A 14,832-nucleotide genomic window follows, 5' to 3' on the forward strand; every position below is an offset into this window, starting at 1 on the left:
GCGGGCGCGGCGGCGGGGGGGGCGGTAGGACCTGGGTGATCGTCACCGGTGGCGGCGGAGGCGGCGGAGCCACCGGGGGTGGAACTTCGACCGGCGGGGGTGGTGCCCCGGCGACCGGCGGCGGGCCTGCCGGCGGAGGGAACGCCGGGGTGGCGGGCATCGGTCGCGGCATTGGCAGAATCCCTTGCGGCGCAGCGGCGATGATCGAGCTGACGATCGTGCCGTGGGCGTCACAATCCGACAGGCCGTCCTCGCCCATGATGTAGTCGCCACCGGGTACCACCGGTAACCGCGGGTTCGGCGAGACCCCCGTGTCGATGACCGCCACGGGCACGCCGTTGCCGGTGCTGTATTGCCATGCCTTCGTGATGTTCAGCAGGTTGAAGCCCGGCGCCATCTGCGCGACATCGGGGTTTCGCACGGTGATCGGGGTCGAGCAGCTGTTCGCGCGGCGCATCGGCTGGTCGGGTCGTGGCGGTCCGTCCGGCGGCACCATTCCCGGATCCACCGTGGGGGGTGTAATGGCAAGGGCGGCAGGGATGTTGGCTGATAACGCGACCAGGGCGACGGCGGCGGTCGCCGCCGCGGCCCTTTTCAGTGGCGAATCCACGTGAAGAGCCCTCCCAAGGCCGCTGCCGCCGGCAACAAGACGATGAACGCGAGCACTTCCACCCATTCGACGGTCAACCGGATGAACGGCCGAAACCTCATGGCCGGCACCAAAAGTGCCGCGGCTAACCCCAACGCGGCGAAGGTCGCCACCGCCACCACGGGCCACATCAGCCCGGTCATGGCGTCTTTCGGCGCGGCGACCGCGTATTTGACCACTCCCGCGCACACCGCGGCCGATGCCCCGCACACGAGCGCGATGGCCTGATATTTGGCGGCGAATCCCCGTCCCTGGGTGAGAAAGATGCCCACCACGAGCCCGGCGACCACCAGCGCCAACCACGCCCACTGGCGTCCCGGCGTCAACACGCCCCACACCGCGGCGGGCAGCACTATCGAGACCCCGACGCACAGGCCGACCTGGACCGCGTTGACCAATCGCGCCGAGGCGGCGATCGCGGCGCCGCGGGCGGTGATGTCGGTCAATTCGTTATCCTCATCCTCGGATTCGTCCTCACTGACCGGAGACACCGTGTCGACGGGCATTCCCTCGCGCCGCGCGAACAGATCACGACCGGTGATGGATCCGAAATGCGGCGGCCTGACCCGCGCCACCCACAACGCGATCAGGGGGGCCATCCGAACCAGGATGAGCAATCCGACCAACACGCAGACCGCCAGCACCTGGGCCGAGGCCGGCCGGAACATGCGGACGGCGGCGACGGCGGCCAGGATCCCGCAGACGGTCACCACCGCGGTGACCACCGCTGTCTGCCAACGGTTTCGCGCGGTCACCCCGATGGCGATGGCGCCCAGGATCACCACGACGGCGCCGATGAGCCCGTGGGCCGCGCCCAGCACACCGGGGGGCGCGCAGGCACCGGCGGCAGCAAGTGACAACACCGCCAGCCAGGCGAACCCGCTGAACAGGTCGCGGCGCTCCCGCCATCCGCTCCGCACCACCAGCGTCGCGACCAGCAGCAGGGCGCCGACAGCGCCCGACACCGCGGCCGGGATGGGACCGTCGGTGAAGGTCCGCGCCCGCAGGGTCAGGCCCACCACCACCCCGACGGCCATCGCGATCACCGCGACCGCGGTGTGCGCGGCCGTCAACGGTGTCACCGGCGCAAACATCCGATCGCCACCGTCGCGACCCAGCCACTTGCCCATGGCCGCCAACCCCGTGGACAGCGACTCGTATTGCGGTTCGAATGAGTCGCCGTCGACCCGGGGCACCAGCACCAGGGTGTCGCCGTCCTGGACGCCCAGCTCGTCGAGGCTTTTATTGATATCGAGCCGAACGCCGTTGATCTTGTGGAGTTCGTAGCTGCCGGCGGGTAATGCGATGCCGTCGAAGCCTTTGCGCTTCAGGTCGGCATCGAACAGCTCGACCATTCCCTCGAAGAATCCCTCCATCGGAATTCCGGCGGGGAATACCTGCGAACACAGGTGCTTCTCGTAAGAAATGTTGACCGCACAACGCGCCGGGAAAGCGACCTTATGCGGCGCTGTCACGGCACCGACCGCTCGGCGTCAGGAATGTATTTGTCCGCCAGCCCGGCGGTGATTTCGAAGAGGCGCAATCTCGATTTCTTATGCAGCTCGTGAACCGTATCGATGATGCCGCCTTTGGCGAGGTGGGGATCAAACGGCAGCACTTCGACCGTCGCCCCCACCTTGGTGAACCGTTCGGTCAGGTAAGCCAGCGCGTCCTTGTCGGTGATCTGGTCGGTGTGGTTGACGATCACGGTGCTGCGCGAGACCAATTCGTGGTAACCCTGGGATCGCAGGTAATCCACCGCCCGCAGTACGGGACGCGACCGGTCCGCGGTGATGCCGGAGACGAACACGAGGGTGTCGGTGCTCTCCAGCACCGGCTTCATCACTTCGTGTTCGAGGTCCGGAGAGGTGTCGACGATCATCACCGTGTGGGTGCGGCGCAGCCGCGACAACACCCCGGAAAACATCGCGGGCACCAACGGCCTGGGCTGGTCGGAGGTCCGGTTTCCGGCCAGGACGTCAAGACCAATGACGTTCTGGCCCAAATGTTCTCGAATGTCCGCGTAGCCCTGGACATCGGTGTCGTTGATGATGGCGGTGTAGTCGCCGGGCGGGGATTCGTCGATGCGGTCGGCCAGAGTCCCGAAGCCCGGGACGGCGTCGATCGCAATCACGTTCTGCGGGCGGCATTCCCGGAACACACCCCCGAGGCAGGCGACGAGCGTCGTGACGCCCACGCCGCCCTTGCCGGAGACGACTGTGATGACGTATTGCCGCCGAATATGCCGGCGGATGCGATTCTGTAAATCGCGGTAGTGCCGTTCACGGGGCGACTCACCGGGATTTATTTTGTGAAACGAGATGGAATAAATGAATTTCCGCCATCCCGACCCCGGTGGAATTTTTCGCGGCGCGGCCAGATCGGTAATACGCATCGTGTCGGATACCGAGTCCGGGAAGTTGCTGGCCCCTGACGGATCCCCCCGTCTGAGCGCTCCTTCGTCCGACATATTCGGGTCATTCCAAGGGCTCGTCACGACGAGATGCTAACACGGTTGGCGATACCGCGTTTACCCGTTCAGAAACCTTTCAAGTACGACAGGCGTTGCTATTCCAAGACTTTGGTTATCTAAGTTCGTTTCATCGCTTCGCTTGCGGCGCACCATGCGCGTTTGCGTTCGATAGCCGAACGCACACCTCACACCACTCGGCGATACGAGTGCCACTCGTCGCCGGCGGGTAGCCGACGGATGAGCCGTTGAATCGCTCCGCCAATGTCCGTGCGCGAGCCGGGCGAGAGAATCTGGTACTGGCGCTGCCCCGAGGTGACGCTCTCGATGCAGATCCGGCCGGCGGGGGTGTCGACGATGGACACCGTCGAATCACCGACGGCGATCCGGGCCAATTCGTCCGGCCCGACACCGGCCTGCAGCCCGACGATGTTCGCGTGCGCGGACCGCGCGGGGTCGGCGGCCGTCAGGACCATCTGCAGCTGGTCGGCGTCGAGGCGCTGTTCGAGCAGGAAAGAGCGCAGGCTGGCGGTGTCGCGCACCGAGTTCAGCAACTGCTCGGTGTCAAGGGTGACCGGCTTCAGCGGCGCCGCCTCGGCCACGCCACACAGCCGCTCGATGTGACCGACCAGGAGGTCACTGGCCGACGCCTCGTTGCCCGCCGTGCCCGCGGGGTACAACCGCACCATGTCGCCGTGGCGTTCCAACACCACCCACCACGTCGCGAAACGGCAGATGGATGCGCGCGTCGGCTCGCGGCCCGGCACCCCGATCAACACCAGCAGCCCCAGGTCTCGCCGCAACAGGACCGTCAGCCACTCACGGATCATCGGGTCGACGTCGCCGGCCTCATCGAGCGCACCGGCGGCCACCAACTCGGCGGCGGCGGGGTGGCTCCTCGCGCGCTCCGGGGTGTCGAGTCGCGGCAGCATCGGCCGCAGTCCCAGCTCAGGGCAGGTTTGCTCCACCCCGGTGATCGCCTGCAGCACCCATAAGCCATCGACCGTCGTTGTCAGCATGTCGCCTCGACCTCACTCGGTGAGCACCCCGGTGGATAGGAGACCAAAGGTGGGGCACACGCGCTCGGCGCATCTGCCCCACCCTCCCTTGTCTTGGTGTGGTTGAGCGGACTCAGAACAGACCGGCGATGTGCTGGTCCGTGCTGAGCGCGTTGTCCAGCACGTGGGAGGTGGTCACGCCGTGCTGGCGGATGGTGTCGATGAGACCCTGCAGCCCGGACAGCATCTGCGCCTGCGCCTCGAAGAAGCCCGATGCGCCGTGGCCGGCGAAGAATTCCTGCAGGGCGTGCGTGCGGTTGGAAGTGTCGTCGAAAATCGACTGCAACTGGCCGGCGCGGGAGGCGACGTCGGTGGCGAAGTCGGCTACGGCCCCCGGGTTATAAGTGATCGGGTCGGACATTATGAAGTTCCTTTCAAAAGACCGTTAATGAAATTGCGAGTGAGTAAGTGATTAAGAGCCGTGGCCACCGAATAGGGCGCTGAACGCGTGCGAAGAATCAGCCTCGTGGCCTTCCATCAGTGCCGCCGCCTTCGTAAGGCCTTCGGCGAGCCGTGTGCCGCCGGTCAACACTTTGTTCAAGTCGTTTTGAACCTCGATCGCCGTCGCGTGCGACGCGGTCACAGCCGAGCCGGACCAGGTGGACGGATTCATCACGTTTTCCTGATTCGCGACGTATCCCTGGCCAATCCCGATCGCGTGCTCCATGTTTGCCTGGATAGCGTTGGAAGCGTCGCGAAGCATTTGCGGTGTTACTTTGATTGTCACGGAATTCTCCTTTTCCGGTGGGCCGCCCCCCGTGAGGGCATGAAGCGAAGTGTATGGCGGCTATTTGGACCTGTCGATTCACCTTTCACCAGTGGCGTCACACTCGAGCGTCGACGACCCGCACGGTCGCGGGTTGGTCGGCTTTGTCACGGGAGCCGCGGTCGCCTCCCGCCCCGTGCCCCACGGGCATTCCGCCCATCGGGGCACCACCCATCGTCGTGGTCTGCGGTCGCATGGCCTCGGCGCCTAATGCCCCGGCCGGCCGCAGCCCCACCGGCCTGCCACTGGTGGCGGGCTCGAAGGCGCTGACCGGACGGGTGAAACTGGTTGCGGGCACGCCCGCGCCGCCCAACGATGCGCCCCCGCCCGCCCCGGCCTCCGCTGCGGAAAGCCCGGTGGTGGCCGAGACCGCCGAGACGGCCGGCGTCGCCCCACCCATGCCCATGGCGCCGGGATTAGCGAACATGCCCATCAGCGGCTGCATCATCTGCATCGGGGCCTGCATCATCTGCATGGGGGCCTGCATCACCTGCGGCACCGCCCCCATCAATTGCTGTGCGGGCTGCATCAACGAGCCGGCCTGACTCATGAAGTCCTGGCCCCCCGAGGCCGCCTGCCCGGCTCCCTGGGTACCCGCCTGCGCGCCCTGCATGGCGGCGCGCATGCCGTCGCCGGCCCCTTCGTCCGCCGCCGACTCGCCGATCGCGGCCGCCGCTTGCGCGGGGGCGGCCGGTGACGCACCCATCGTCGCGATCGGTGGGGGGATGGTCAGGCTTTGCGACAGGGCCGTCAGGATCGTTCCGTAGCTGGCCCCGACCGCCGAGTTGTTCGGCCACATCGACCCGAAGTACTCGAGCTCCAGCGACGTGATGCGTGGCGTCAATGCGCCGAGGACCAGCGGGTTGATGCCGTAATCGGCGGCGGTCTCGGTGCGGTTCCCGATGCACTCGGGCGCGGGACGCATTGAGCCATAAGCCATTTGATATGCCGAGACCGCGGTCGACACCACCGCGGGCTTGACGTCGACCCAGCCGGCCAGCCCGTGCAGGGACGCGTTCAACGCGGTCGCGTTTGCCGCCGAGGCCAACGACCCCGAGCCCACCCAGCTCGCCGACGTCGCGACGGTGTTGATCGTTGACGCGATGCTGGAGCCGTGATGGGTGGCCGCCAATGCGGTCCAGGCGGCCTGGTTCGCCAGGTGCGTGATGACGCCGGCCCCCGCCTTGAGCAGCAGGTCGTTTTCCTCAGGCGTACGCGCAGCCCACCCCGGATCGGCCATGCGTACTTCCCCCTCTTTACGTCGCTGGGTTCTAAGCGCCGATTGCCATCGTCAAGCTGCGCATCAACTCCGTGACGACATACGTGCTCGATGCGATGCTCTGCGCGCCGGCGAACAGGCCGCGCTGGGCGGCGTGCTCGGACACTACGCCCAGGTAGCTACCACCGCACGCGTTGAGCGCTGCCGCGAACATGGCCGAATCGGGGTCGCCGCCCATCGGCAGCACCCCGAGCAGGACGGGCGCGGCCGCCGAGGCCGCCGCCTCGGTCTCCGCGCTGATCGCCGTTTCGGCGCCAGACGACGCCAGAACCGCCTCTGACTGCACCGACGTGATGAAACCCATGATTGCCCTCCGAGCGCTCAACCCAAATCCACGTGCTTGGGGCCACAGTGTAATGCGGTTTCGTTGATCTTGTATTCGTTCCGTTTTGCCCGGGCACAAGACCCGGAATTCAGGAGTGACGCTGGCCCCAACATGAAAGCACTGGATTCCCAGACGGAGTCGTTGATAAACCCCTATCGCCACTCAGGACTCGGCAGTCACAAATGCACCGCAGTTACCTTGTGCACACCGCTTCGAGTCGTTTATCTAGTCGCGGTCGTGATGGCAAACGGCTTCGAGTTTGATGCCGAACGGGTCGTACCAAAAGGTGGCGTAATAATGACCGGGATATTGCGGGAAATGGCGCGGCGGGTGGATCACGGCGCCTCCGATCCCCACGACGTGATCGTGCACCGCGCGCACCGACGACCGCCGCCGCACAATGAACGCCAGGTGCTGCAGCCCGGCTTGCTGTGACGAGTACTCATGCGCCTCGATCGCCGGATAGAAGAACAAGTAGGTGCCCGGCTTGTTTTCGGCAGGCCGATAGGAAAACTCGTCGTCGGCATGAAAGAACGGGTCAAAGTCGACAAGGGGCATCAGCGCGTCGTAATACCTTTTTGCGGCTGACAGATCGGGCACGTTGATGCCGAGGTGGCCGAGCATGGCTCATTGTCCGACATCGAGCGTGCCGAGCGCACGGCCGTGGGCCGGCCCCGGCGAACCACAGCTACGCCGGACCACGCCCATCGCCGGCCAGCCGCAACAGCAGCCGGGTGCCGCCGAGCGGGCTGGTCTGCAACGTCGCTGTGCCGCCGTGCAATTCGGCCTGCTGCGCGACCAGCGCCAGGCCCAGTCCCGATCCCGATCGCGAAGCCGTCGAACCGCGGGCGAAGCGTTCGAAGACGGTGGTGCGTTCGGATTCCGGGACCCCGGTGCCGTCGTCGTCGATCGCGATCTCCACGCCCTCACCGGAGCTGCCTACGGTCAGCAGGATCTTGCCGGCGTTGCCGTGCTTGACGGCGTTGGCGATGGCGTTGTCGATCACCAGCCGCAGACCCGTGGGCAGCCCGATCATCAGCACCGTCGGCGAGGGCACCAGCGACACCTCCACGTCGGGGTAGATGCGCAGCGCGTCGTGAGCGGCACGATCCAAGAGCTCGGTGATGTCGAACGGGACGAAATCGTCGATGGTGGTCAGTTCGCCCTGGGCCAGCCGCTCCAGCGCGGTCAGGGTGGCCTCGATGCGGCTCTGGGTGCGGATGACGTCACCGATGACCTCGTGGCGCTGCTCGGGCGGTAGGTCCAGGGTGGACAGCACCTCCAGGTTGGTGCGCATCGCGGTCAGCGGCGTGCGCAGCTCGTGGGATGCGACCGCGGCGAAGTCGCGGGCCGAGTCGAGCGCGGCCTTGGTGCGCTGCTGCTCCTTACCGATGCGGGCCAGCATTCCCTCGACCGCTTCGGCGATCTCCACGGCCTCACGCACGCCGCGCACCTGGACCTCGTCCGGACTGGACTGCGCATTGATCGCCCGAGCCTGCTGTGCCAACAAGAGGAACGGATTGACCATGATCAGCGAGATCACCCAGCCCACCACGACGGTGCCGCCGATCACGCTGGCGCAGATCAGTAACACCCGCAGGTGCAATTCGTTGATCCGATGCTGGGCTTCGGCCAACGGTGCGGCCAGCGCGATCGAGGCGGGGCCCGCGGCGAAGGTACGGACGCGGTACTGCACCCCGTCGATGGTGGTGTTGGCGTAGCCGTCGGGAAGCTGGGGCAGCACGATGCTGCTTGGCACCGACACCGTCACCCCGCCGATGCGCGCGGTGCGCACCAGGTTGCCGTCCGGCGCGGGCCGGTCCGGACTCGTGTGCTCCGCGTTGTTGAGCAGGCTGCTGATGTCGCCGAGGCTGCTGACCGAATCGAGTCGCCGATCGAGCTGGTTGTACTGATCGTTGGTGACGCCCACCCATACCCAGGTGCCCAGCAGGACGACCAGGGTCATCACCGATATGGCGGCGACGATGACGATGGTGCGCAGCGACAGCACCCGCATCGGCAGCTGTACACGCGGTAGGACGCGAATGTCAGGCTCCTTCAGACGATCGCCGGTCCTTATCAACCAACCTGAGTACCACCCTCACAGCCGTACCGGTCCGGCGCGTTCAAGCGCAGTGGCGTTTCGCAAGAATTTAACGCTAGCCGCTTCGCCGTCTCCTCCCTCACGTGCCAAAACCGGGCCGATTTTGGCTTGACCAGGGTGAGTGAGTACTCTCTCACCATGCTCACTGGGCCTGGCCGGGGACGCGACCGGCTGCTGTCCGCAGCCCTGCGGCTCTTCGCTGCCAAGGGCTACGCGGCGACGTCAGTGGCCGACATCCAGCGCGAGTCCGGGCTGGCGCCCGGCTCGGGCGCGCTCTACAAACACTTCGGCTCCAAGCGCGAGCTACTCGAGGCGGCGGTGGCGCACCGGATCGACAGCATCGTGGCCGCGCGAGAGCAGTACGACGCGGGGCAACCGGGCAGCGTGGAGCGGGCGGTACGCATCGCCGGGCAGCTGATCTGGAGCAATCTCAAACAGAGCGAGGATCTGCTCAAGGTCATGCTGCGCGAACCCGACGAGCTCGGCGATCTCGACGAGAAGACGTGGCAGGTGATCACCGACAACGCCTACCAACGCTTCGCAGACGAGCTGGCGGCGTCGAATCGGTCCGGCCGCACCAGCATTCCCGATCCCGAAGCGGCCGCGGCCGTCGCGATCGGGTCGCTGTCCTACGCGGCGACGCTGCAGGCGCTGACCGGTCGCCTGCCCGGCAACACCGATGAAGAGCGGTACTTCGAGGCGTGGGTCAATCAGACGGTCAGCGTCCTCGACCAACACAGAAACCGTTGATCAGCAACTTATTTCAGGAGCACAGCTGTGACATTCTCCATGCAACTGTCCGACGACGTGATCGAGGTGCGCGACTGGGTGCACAAGTTCGCGGCCGACATCATCCGTCCGGCCGCGGCCGAATGGGACGAACGGGAGGAAACCCCGTGGCCGGTGATCCAGGAGGCCGCGAAGGTGGGGCTCTATTCCCCCGACTTCTTCGCGCAGCAGGCCGCCGAAGAGACCGGGCTCGGAATGCTGACCGCGTTCGAGGAGATGTTTTGGGGCGACGCCGGCATCGCGCTGTCCATCATGGGCACCGGCCTGGCCGCGGCGGCCCTGGCCGGCAACGGCACCCCCGAGCAGTTGGGCCGCTGGCTGCCCGAAATGTTCGGCACCGCCGACGAACCCAAGCTGGGTGCCTTCTGCTCGTCGGAGCCGGACGCGGGTTCTGACGTCGGCGGCATCCGCACCCGGGCGCGCTACGACGAGGTGGCCGGTGAGTGGGTGCTCAACGGCACCAAGACCTGGGCCACCAACGGTGGCATCGCCAACGTGCACATCGTGGTGGCCTCGGTCTATCCCGAGCTCGGTACCCGCGGCCAGGCCAGCTTCGTAATCGGGCCGGACACCAGAGGTTTGGCGCAGGGCCAGAAGTTCAAGAAGCACGGGATCCGCGCGTCGCACACCGCCGAGGTGGTCCTCGACAACGTCCGCCTGCCCGAGGACGCCATCCTCGGCGGCCGGGAGAAATTCGAGGCCCGGATCGCCCGGGTCAAGTCCGGCGCCTCCACGGGTGGCCAGGCGGCGATGAAGACCTTCGAGCGCACCCGGCCCACGGTCGGAGCGATGGCCGTCGGCGTCGCGCGGGCCGCCTATGAGTACGCGCTCGAATACGCTTGCCAGCGTGAGCAATTCGGCCGCAAAATTGGTGAGTTTCAGGCCGTGGCGTTCAAGCTCGCGGACATGAAGAGCCGAATCGACGCGGCCCGCCTGCTGGTGTGGCGGGCCGGCTGGATGGCGCGCAACAACCAGAACTTCGACTCGGCCGAAGGTTCGATGGCCAAGCTGGTCGCGAGCGAGGCCGCGGTCTACGTCACCGACGAGGCCATCCAGATCTTGGGCGGCAACGGCTACACCCGCGACTACCCCGTGGAGCGCATGCACCGTGACGCGAAGATCTTCACGATCTTCGAGGGCACCAGCGAGATCCAGCGGTTGGTGATTTCGCGGGCGGTGACCGGCCTTCCCATCCGTTAGTAGGCGTACAAGCCCCTGGCGTCTGATAGCTTCTGCGGCACACCATATCCGTTAGGGGCTGACGTGAAGCGTGCGGTCATCGCGGTACTCGGAGTCGTCGTCGGCTGCTGGGTCGGGGCGCCCCGGGCGATCGCGGACAACCCGGTCTGCACGGCGTCGATGTGTGCCTTCCTGTCGCCGTCGCGCAACATCAGTTGCGAGGTCGACTACCAGCGTGATCCGGGCATCGCCGACGAGGCCTATTGCCAGACCAACGAGCCCCCCGCATCCGTGCGCCTGTCCACGACCGGCGCGGTCACGAACTGCACGGGTGTTTCGTGTCTCGGCAACGCGGGAATCGGCACACCGGTGCTGGCCTACGGCCAGGCCGCCGCAGTCGGTCCGTTCAGCTGTGCGTCCAAGGCGGACGGCGTCACCTGCACGGTGTCTTCGGGCCGTGGGTTCACCATTTCCAACGCGGGCATCACACCCATCGGGTGACGCCGTACGCGGGCGCGACATGATGGCCGGATGACCACCGAGATCCGGGTTCTCGACACCGAGGACGACCTCGTCGCCGCGGCGAGATTGTTTCGCACCGCGATGGTGGGCCTGCCGCCCATCTCGAACCTGCCGCCCGACCAGATCATCAAGCTGCTCGACCCCGGCCGCACCATCGGCGCATTCATCGACGGGAAACTCACCGGCACCGCGGACGCCGTGACGAGCACCCTGACCCTTCCCGGCGGAGCCACCGTCAGCCACGCCGCCGTGACTCACATCGGGGTGCTGCCGTCGCACACCCGAAGGGGCGTCGCCAGCGGGCTGATCCGGCACCAGCTGCACGACATCGCCGAGCGCGGTGAGGTGGTCGCTTCGTTGCGGGCATCGGAGGCCACCATCTACGAGCGATACGGCTACGGGGTGGCGAGTTCCTTCCAGAGCGTGGAGATTACCAGCGCGCAGGCGGCGTTTCGTCCCGAGGTCGGCTCGGGCGGTGCGGTGCGATTGCTCGACGCCGCCGAAGTCTGGGAGACCTTGCCCCGCATCTATGACACCAATCGTCCGTCGCGTCCCGGAACCATCGACCGGCCGCGGACGTGGTGGGGAAGCGCACGGCGTCGCACCGAATCTTCGCCGGGGGCTTGGTATGTCGCCGTCCATGGCGAACCGGGCGCCGAGTCGGGGTTTGCCCGGTACCGGCCCGTCAACACTGAGAATTGGTTCGTCAGCGATCAACGCTCCATCGTGGTCGAGGATTTCTTCGCGCCCACCGCAGACGCCTATCTCGGGTTACTGCGATTCCTGCTCGGCCTGGATCTCGTTCACCGAGTGATGTTTTGGATGCTGCCCGTCGACGACGCGCTGCCCTGGCTGTTCGTTGATCGCCGGGCGGCGAAGGTCACCGCGGTGCATGACGAAACGTGGCTGCGCGTCATCGATGCCCAGCGTGCGCTGGCGGCGCGCTCCTACGTCGGCGGCGGGGCCGTCACGATCGCAGTGAACGACCCACTGCTGCCGAGCAATTCAGCGAGCTTCACGATCACTGGCGACGGCGCCGAACCGACGACCCGCCGCGCAGATCTGAGTGTGGGCATCGAGGGGCTGGGTGCCGCGCTGCTCGGTGGCACACGCTGGCGCAGTCTCGCCGCCGCCGGGCTGGCCCGGGCTGACGATCCGGCCGCACTGGACGTGGCCGATCAGTTGTTTGCGGTGCCTGAAGCGCCGCACGCCGGGACCTTCTTCTAGCCGGGTCAGCGGTTGGGCTCCGAGCGCTGCATCGCCAGACGCACGCCGGCCACCACCAGATCGGGCTGGTGGATCTGGATGAAGTGGTCGCTGCCCGTCGCGATCAGGTGCGGTGTCTGCGGCCGCAGCGCGATCAGATCCGCCGATGCCTCGCGCCACGCCTGCTCCAGCTTGGCGCCCTGCTCGGGTGAGACGGTGCCCGGAATCGCGAACGGTTCGGTCCTGGTCAGCACGACGGTGGCAACGGGTGGGAAAGCCGGGGCCGCGCCGACCTGGGCGACACTCTTCTCGATGTCGATCTCCTCGAACCCAGGCGAGTTCGCGAACTGAGGCAGCGGCTGGTCCAACGCCTGGCGATAGGTCGGCCAGTCCACGCCCAGCAGGGCCGGTATTTCGACCGGAAAGGCATCGACGAACGCCAGCGCCCGCACCTGGTCGGGGTAAGTCTGCGCATACAACCGGATGAACAGCCCGCCCAGTGAGTGCCCGACCAGGACGTAAGGGCCAGGAAGATGGGCGGCGCCGAGTAACGCATGCAAATCCTGGACAACGTCCTGCGCGGTGCGGGGCATCGCGACCGGCGAACTGCGGTCGGTGATGCTGGGCGGATCGGGATAGCGCAGGGTGCCGGGCCGGTCGTAGGCGCACACGCGGTGGTCGGCGGCCAGGGCCGGCAGCACGGCCGGGCCCCTGGCCGGCGCGGCGGCGTCGGAGTGACTCCACGGATCCGACGAATTGTGGTAGCCGGACTCCAAAATGACTGTCGGCCCGCCCTTTCCGTGGCATTCCAGATACAGGTGCCGGCCGTTGCCGATCTGGATCGGACCCGCGAACACACCGCCCGACGACGGCGCACCGCGGTTGTGCGCCGACCCACCGCATCCCACGAGCGCAACCAGCAGCGTGGCGGTCAGCAGGCAGCCACGAACACCCGCCGCGATTCTCCGGATCTCCCGCACTGCCCGCATCGCGCTATTGTGCGGGTAACCCGGCCCCACGTGAAAGCATGGCCACCGAAATGGAGCGACACGATTCGGCCAGCGCGCGAGGAGCAGCCCTGTGGGTCGTGGCCGGGGTGGGTTACCTGGTCTTCGAGGCGATCGCCGCCGCGGCCTTCGAGCCGGCCTACAGCTACGCACGCAACTACATCAGCGATCTCGGTCTTCCCAACGGCACGGTGGTGCACGGCCGTCCGATCTACTCGCCCCGCGCGTACTTGATGCATGCGGCGTTCTACCTGCAGGGCGTCCTCTTCTTTCTCGGGGCATCGCTGATGGTGGGGGTTCCCGACAACCGAAGGGCCCGAGTGTTTTTGGGCGTCGTCGCCACGAACGCTGTCGGTAACATCGTGATCGGATCGGTGCACAGCGGCACGGTGCACATCGTCGGCGCCCTGTTGGCGATCGTCGGGGGCAACGCCGCCATCTTGCTGGGGTCCGGCGTCATCGGGCCACTTGCCGCCCGGCGCCGGTATCGCCGGCTATCTAAAGCGATTGCGGCCCTTGGCTTCTTGTGCTTGGCCATGCTGATGATCAAACCGGCGGCGGCAACGACGTATCTTCTGCGCGACGGCGCATGGGAACGCGGCAGCGTGTACACGATCACCGGGTGGCAGTTGCTCACCGCCGCTTGCCTGCTGGTGGAAACTACCCGCGCCGCCGCACGATCCGGGTCTCGACTGCGCCCAGGGCGCCGTCGGTGAGCTTGCCCAAGCCGGCCAACAGCACGATGGCCAGCAACATCACGTCGGTGCGGCCGGTGTTTTGGCTATCGATGAGAAGGAAGCCCAGTCCCTTCGAGGACGCGATCAGCTCGGCCGCGACCACGAAAAGCCACGCGTTCGCCAGGCCCAGGCGAAGCCCGTTCACCAGTTCCGGAGCCGCGGCCGGCAACATCACCGTCGTCAACAGCGAGCCTCCGCGCCGCCCGTAGGCTCGTCCGACCTCCAGCAGGTGGGGGTCGATATGGGCAAGCGCCGACGCCGTCGTCGTGTAGACCGGGAAGAACGCGCCGATGGCCACCATGAGGATCTTCGGCGTCTCATCGATGCCAAACCATAAGAGCAGCAACGGCACCCATGCCAAGGACGGCACGGTCCGGAAGGCGGCCAGGGTGGGAGCCAGCAGCCTGCGCACCGTGACCGAGAGCCCGACCAGTGAACCCAGCGTCAGCGCGACGCCGGCGCCGGCCAAGTAGCCGACTAACACCCGCGAACCACTGGCCCTGAGGTGGGTCCACAGTTCGCCGTGCCGAAGCAGGCCGCCCAGCGCGGACACTACGTCGCCGGGAGGCGGCAACTGGCTGGGGCCGAAAAACCCGGTAACCGCCGTGGCAAGCTGCCAGATCACCAGCAGCAGTAGGGGGACGATCAGCCCGACCAGCACGAGCGGCAACTTGGCCAGCCGCCCGGTCTTCGACGTCAGTGTGCTTGTTGGGCGTACTTCGGCTCGAACAGTGTGCTCAG

Annotated in this window: 16 protein-coding genes and 1 pseudogene; 5 read left to right on the top strand and 12 right to left on the bottom strand. The window is 66.8% G+C overall.

Features of this window, described 5'->3' with window-relative positions; translation table 11 throughout:
* From A5708_RS12320 to A5708_RS12365, 10 genes and pseudogenes are all read right to left on the bottom strand, one after another.
* Positions 1 to 610: pseudogene (locus A5708_RS12320) on the bottom strand (type VII secretion-associated serine protease); the annotation flags it as partial.
* Entirely contained in the window at positions 595 to 2,124 is a 1,530-nt protein-coding gene (eccD, locus tag A5708_RS12325) for a type VII secretion integral membrane protein EccD (protein WP_081292923.1), read from the bottom strand. The pseudogene A5708_RS12320 and the gene eccD, both read right to left, overlap by 16 nt.
* On the bottom strand, positions 2,121 to 3,146 hold the full coding sequence (locus A5708_RS12330; protein ID WP_155765983.1) for a MinD/ParA family ATP-binding protein: 1,026 nt from the start codon (positions 3,144 to 3,146) through the stop codon (positions 2,121 to 2,123). Before A5708_RS12330 ends, eccD begins: the two co-directional genes overlap by 4 nt.
* 161 nt (positions 3,147 to 3,307) lie before the next feature.
* Positions 3,308 to 4,138: an ESX secretion-associated protein EspG gene (locus A5708_RS12335; protein ID WP_065028911.1), complete on the bottom strand. Its 831-nt coding sequence runs from the start codon at positions 4,136 to 4,138 to the stop codon at positions 3,308 to 3,310.
* Positions 4,139 to 4,250: 112 nt separating this feature from the next.
* A complete protein-coding gene (locus tag A5708_RS12340) occupies positions 4,251 to 4,538 on the bottom strand; it encodes a WXG100 family type VII secretion target (protein ID WP_007771836.1) in 288 nt (95 codons plus the stop codon).
* Between the two features lie 51 nt (positions 4,539 to 4,589).
* On the bottom strand, positions 4,590 to 4,904 hold the full coding sequence (locus A5708_RS12345; protein ID WP_040630553.1) for a WXG100 family type VII secretion target: 315 nt from the start codon (positions 4,902 to 4,904) through the stop codon (positions 4,590 to 4,592).
* A gap of 97 nt (positions 4,905 to 5,001) precedes the next feature.
* Positions 5,002 to 6,183: a PPE family protein gene (locus A5708_RS12350; RefSeq protein WP_065028912.1), complete on the bottom strand. Its 1,182-nt coding sequence runs from the start codon at positions 6,181 to 6,183 to the stop codon at positions 5,002 to 5,004.
* Between the two features lie 31 nt (positions 6,184 to 6,214).
* Positions 6,215 to 6,526: a PE domain-containing protein gene (locus tag A5708_RS12355; protein WP_065028913.1), complete on the bottom strand. Its 312-nt coding sequence runs from the start codon at positions 6,524 to 6,526 to the stop codon at positions 6,215 to 6,217.
* A 246-nt stretch (positions 6,527 to 6,772) separates the two neighbouring features.
* Complete coding sequence (locus tag A5708_RS12360) at positions 6,773 to 7,171, bottom strand: VOC family protein (protein WP_065028914.1); 399 nt, start codon at positions 7,169 to 7,171, stop codon at positions 6,773 to 6,775.
* Between the two features lie 64 nt (positions 7,172 to 7,235).
* Positions 7,236 to 8,564 (bottom strand): sensor histidine kinase, encoded by a 1,329-nt coding sequence (locus tag A5708_RS12365; RefSeq protein WP_065028915.1) that lies wholly within the window; start codon positions 8,562 to 8,564, stop codon positions 7,236 to 7,238.
* Positions 8,565 to 8,789: 225 nt separating this feature from the next.
* On the opposite strand from A5708_RS12365, the gene A5708_RS12370 reads away from it, so the two are divergent.
* The 4 genes from A5708_RS12370 to A5708_RS12385 all read left to right on the top strand — a co-directional run bounded on the left by A5708_RS12370 (position 8,790) and on the right by A5708_RS12385 (position 12,368).
* Positions 8,790 to 9,401, top strand: a complete 612-nt coding sequence (locus A5708_RS12370) for a TetR/AcrR family transcriptional regulator (RefSeq protein ID WP_065028916.1) — start codon at positions 8,790 to 8,792, stop codon at positions 9,399 to 9,401.
* 27 nt (positions 9,402 to 9,428) lie between these two features.
* Complete coding sequence (locus A5708_RS12375; RefSeq protein WP_065028917.1) at positions 9,429 to 10,640, top strand: acyl-CoA dehydrogenase family protein; 1,212 nt, start codon at positions 9,429 to 9,431, stop codon at positions 10,638 to 10,640.
* A gap of 63 nt (positions 10,641 to 10,703) precedes the next feature.
* Complete coding sequence (locus tag A5708_RS12380; protein WP_065028918.1) at positions 10,704 to 11,120, top strand: hypothetical protein; 417 nt, start codon at positions 10,704 to 10,706, stop codon at positions 11,118 to 11,120.
* A 30-nt stretch (positions 11,121 to 11,150) separates the two neighbouring features.
* On the top strand, positions 11,151 to 12,368 hold the full coding sequence (locus tag A5708_RS12385; protein ID WP_065028919.1) for a GNAT family N-acetyltransferase: 1,218 nt from the start codon (positions 11,151 to 11,153) through the stop codon (positions 12,366 to 12,368).
* Between the two features lie 5 nt (positions 12,369 to 12,373).
* Here A5708_RS12385 and A5708_RS12390 read toward each other — a convergent pair whose 3' ends face one another.
* Entirely contained in the window at positions 12,374 to 13,336 is a 963-nt protein-coding gene (locus A5708_RS12390) for an alpha/beta fold hydrolase (protein ID WP_155765984.1), read from the bottom strand.
* Positions 13,337 to 13,374: 38 nt separating this feature from the next.
* Between A5708_RS12390 and A5708_RS12395 the strand changes: the two genes are divergently transcribed.
* A complete protein-coding gene (locus A5708_RS12395; protein ID WP_065028921.1) occupies positions 13,375 to 14,070 on the top strand; it encodes a DUF998 domain-containing protein in 696 nt (231 codons plus the stop codon).
* Here A5708_RS12395 and A5708_RS12400 read toward each other — a convergent pair.
* Positions 14,015 to 14,716: an ABC transporter permease gene (locus tag A5708_RS12400; protein ID WP_065028922.1), complete on the bottom strand. Its 702-nt coding sequence runs from the start codon at positions 14,714 to 14,716 to the stop codon at positions 14,015 to 14,017. The genes A5708_RS12395 and A5708_RS12400 overlap by 56 nt on opposite strands.
* Positions 14,717 to 14,832: the final 116 nt, after the last annotated feature.

The organism is Mycobacterium colombiense (assembly GCF_001672755.1).
Lineage (GTDB): Bacteria > Actinomycetota > Actinomycetes > Mycobacteriales > Mycobacteriaceae > Mycobacterium > Mycobacterium colombiense_C.

Coding starts and splice junctions, on each gene's coding strand:
- A5708_RS12335 (WP_065028911.1), bottom strand. CDS start 4,138: ATGCTGACAACGACGGTCGATGGCTTATGGGTGCTGCAGGCGATCACC.
- A5708_RS12340 (WP_007771836.1), bottom strand. CDS start 4,538: ATGTCCGACCCGATCACTTATAACCCGGGGGCCGTAGCCGACTTCGCC.
- A5708_RS12350 (WP_065028912.1), bottom strand. CDS start 6,183: ATGGCCGATCCGGGGTGGGCTGCGCGTACGCCTGAGGAAAACGACCTG.
- A5708_RS12355 (WP_065028913.1), bottom strand. CDS start 6,526: ATGGGTTTCATCACGTCGGTGCAGTCAGAGGCGGTTCTGGCGTCGTCT.
- A5708_RS12360 (WP_065028914.1), bottom strand. CDS start 7,171: ATGCTCGGCCACCTCGGCATCAACGTGCCCGATCTGTCAGCCGCAAAA.
- A5708_RS12365 (WP_065028915.1), bottom strand. CDS start 8,564: ATGCGGGTGCTGTCGCTGCGCACCATCGTCATCGTCGCCGCCATATCG.
- A5708_RS12370 (WP_065028916.1), top strand. CDS start 8,790: ATGCTCACTGGGCCTGGCCGGGGACGCGACCGGCTGCTGTCCGCAGCC.
- A5708_RS12385 (WP_065028919.1), top strand. CDS start 11,151: ATGACCACCGAGATCCGGGTTCTCGACACCGAGGACGACCTCGTCGCC.
- A5708_RS12390 (WP_155765984.1), bottom strand. CDS start 13,336: ATGCGGGCAGTGCGGGAGATCCGGAGAATCGCGGCGGGTGTTCGTGGC.
- A5708_RS12395 (WP_065028921.1), top strand. CDS start 13,375: ATGGCCACCGAAATGGAGCGACACGATTCGGCCAGCGCGCGAGGAGCA.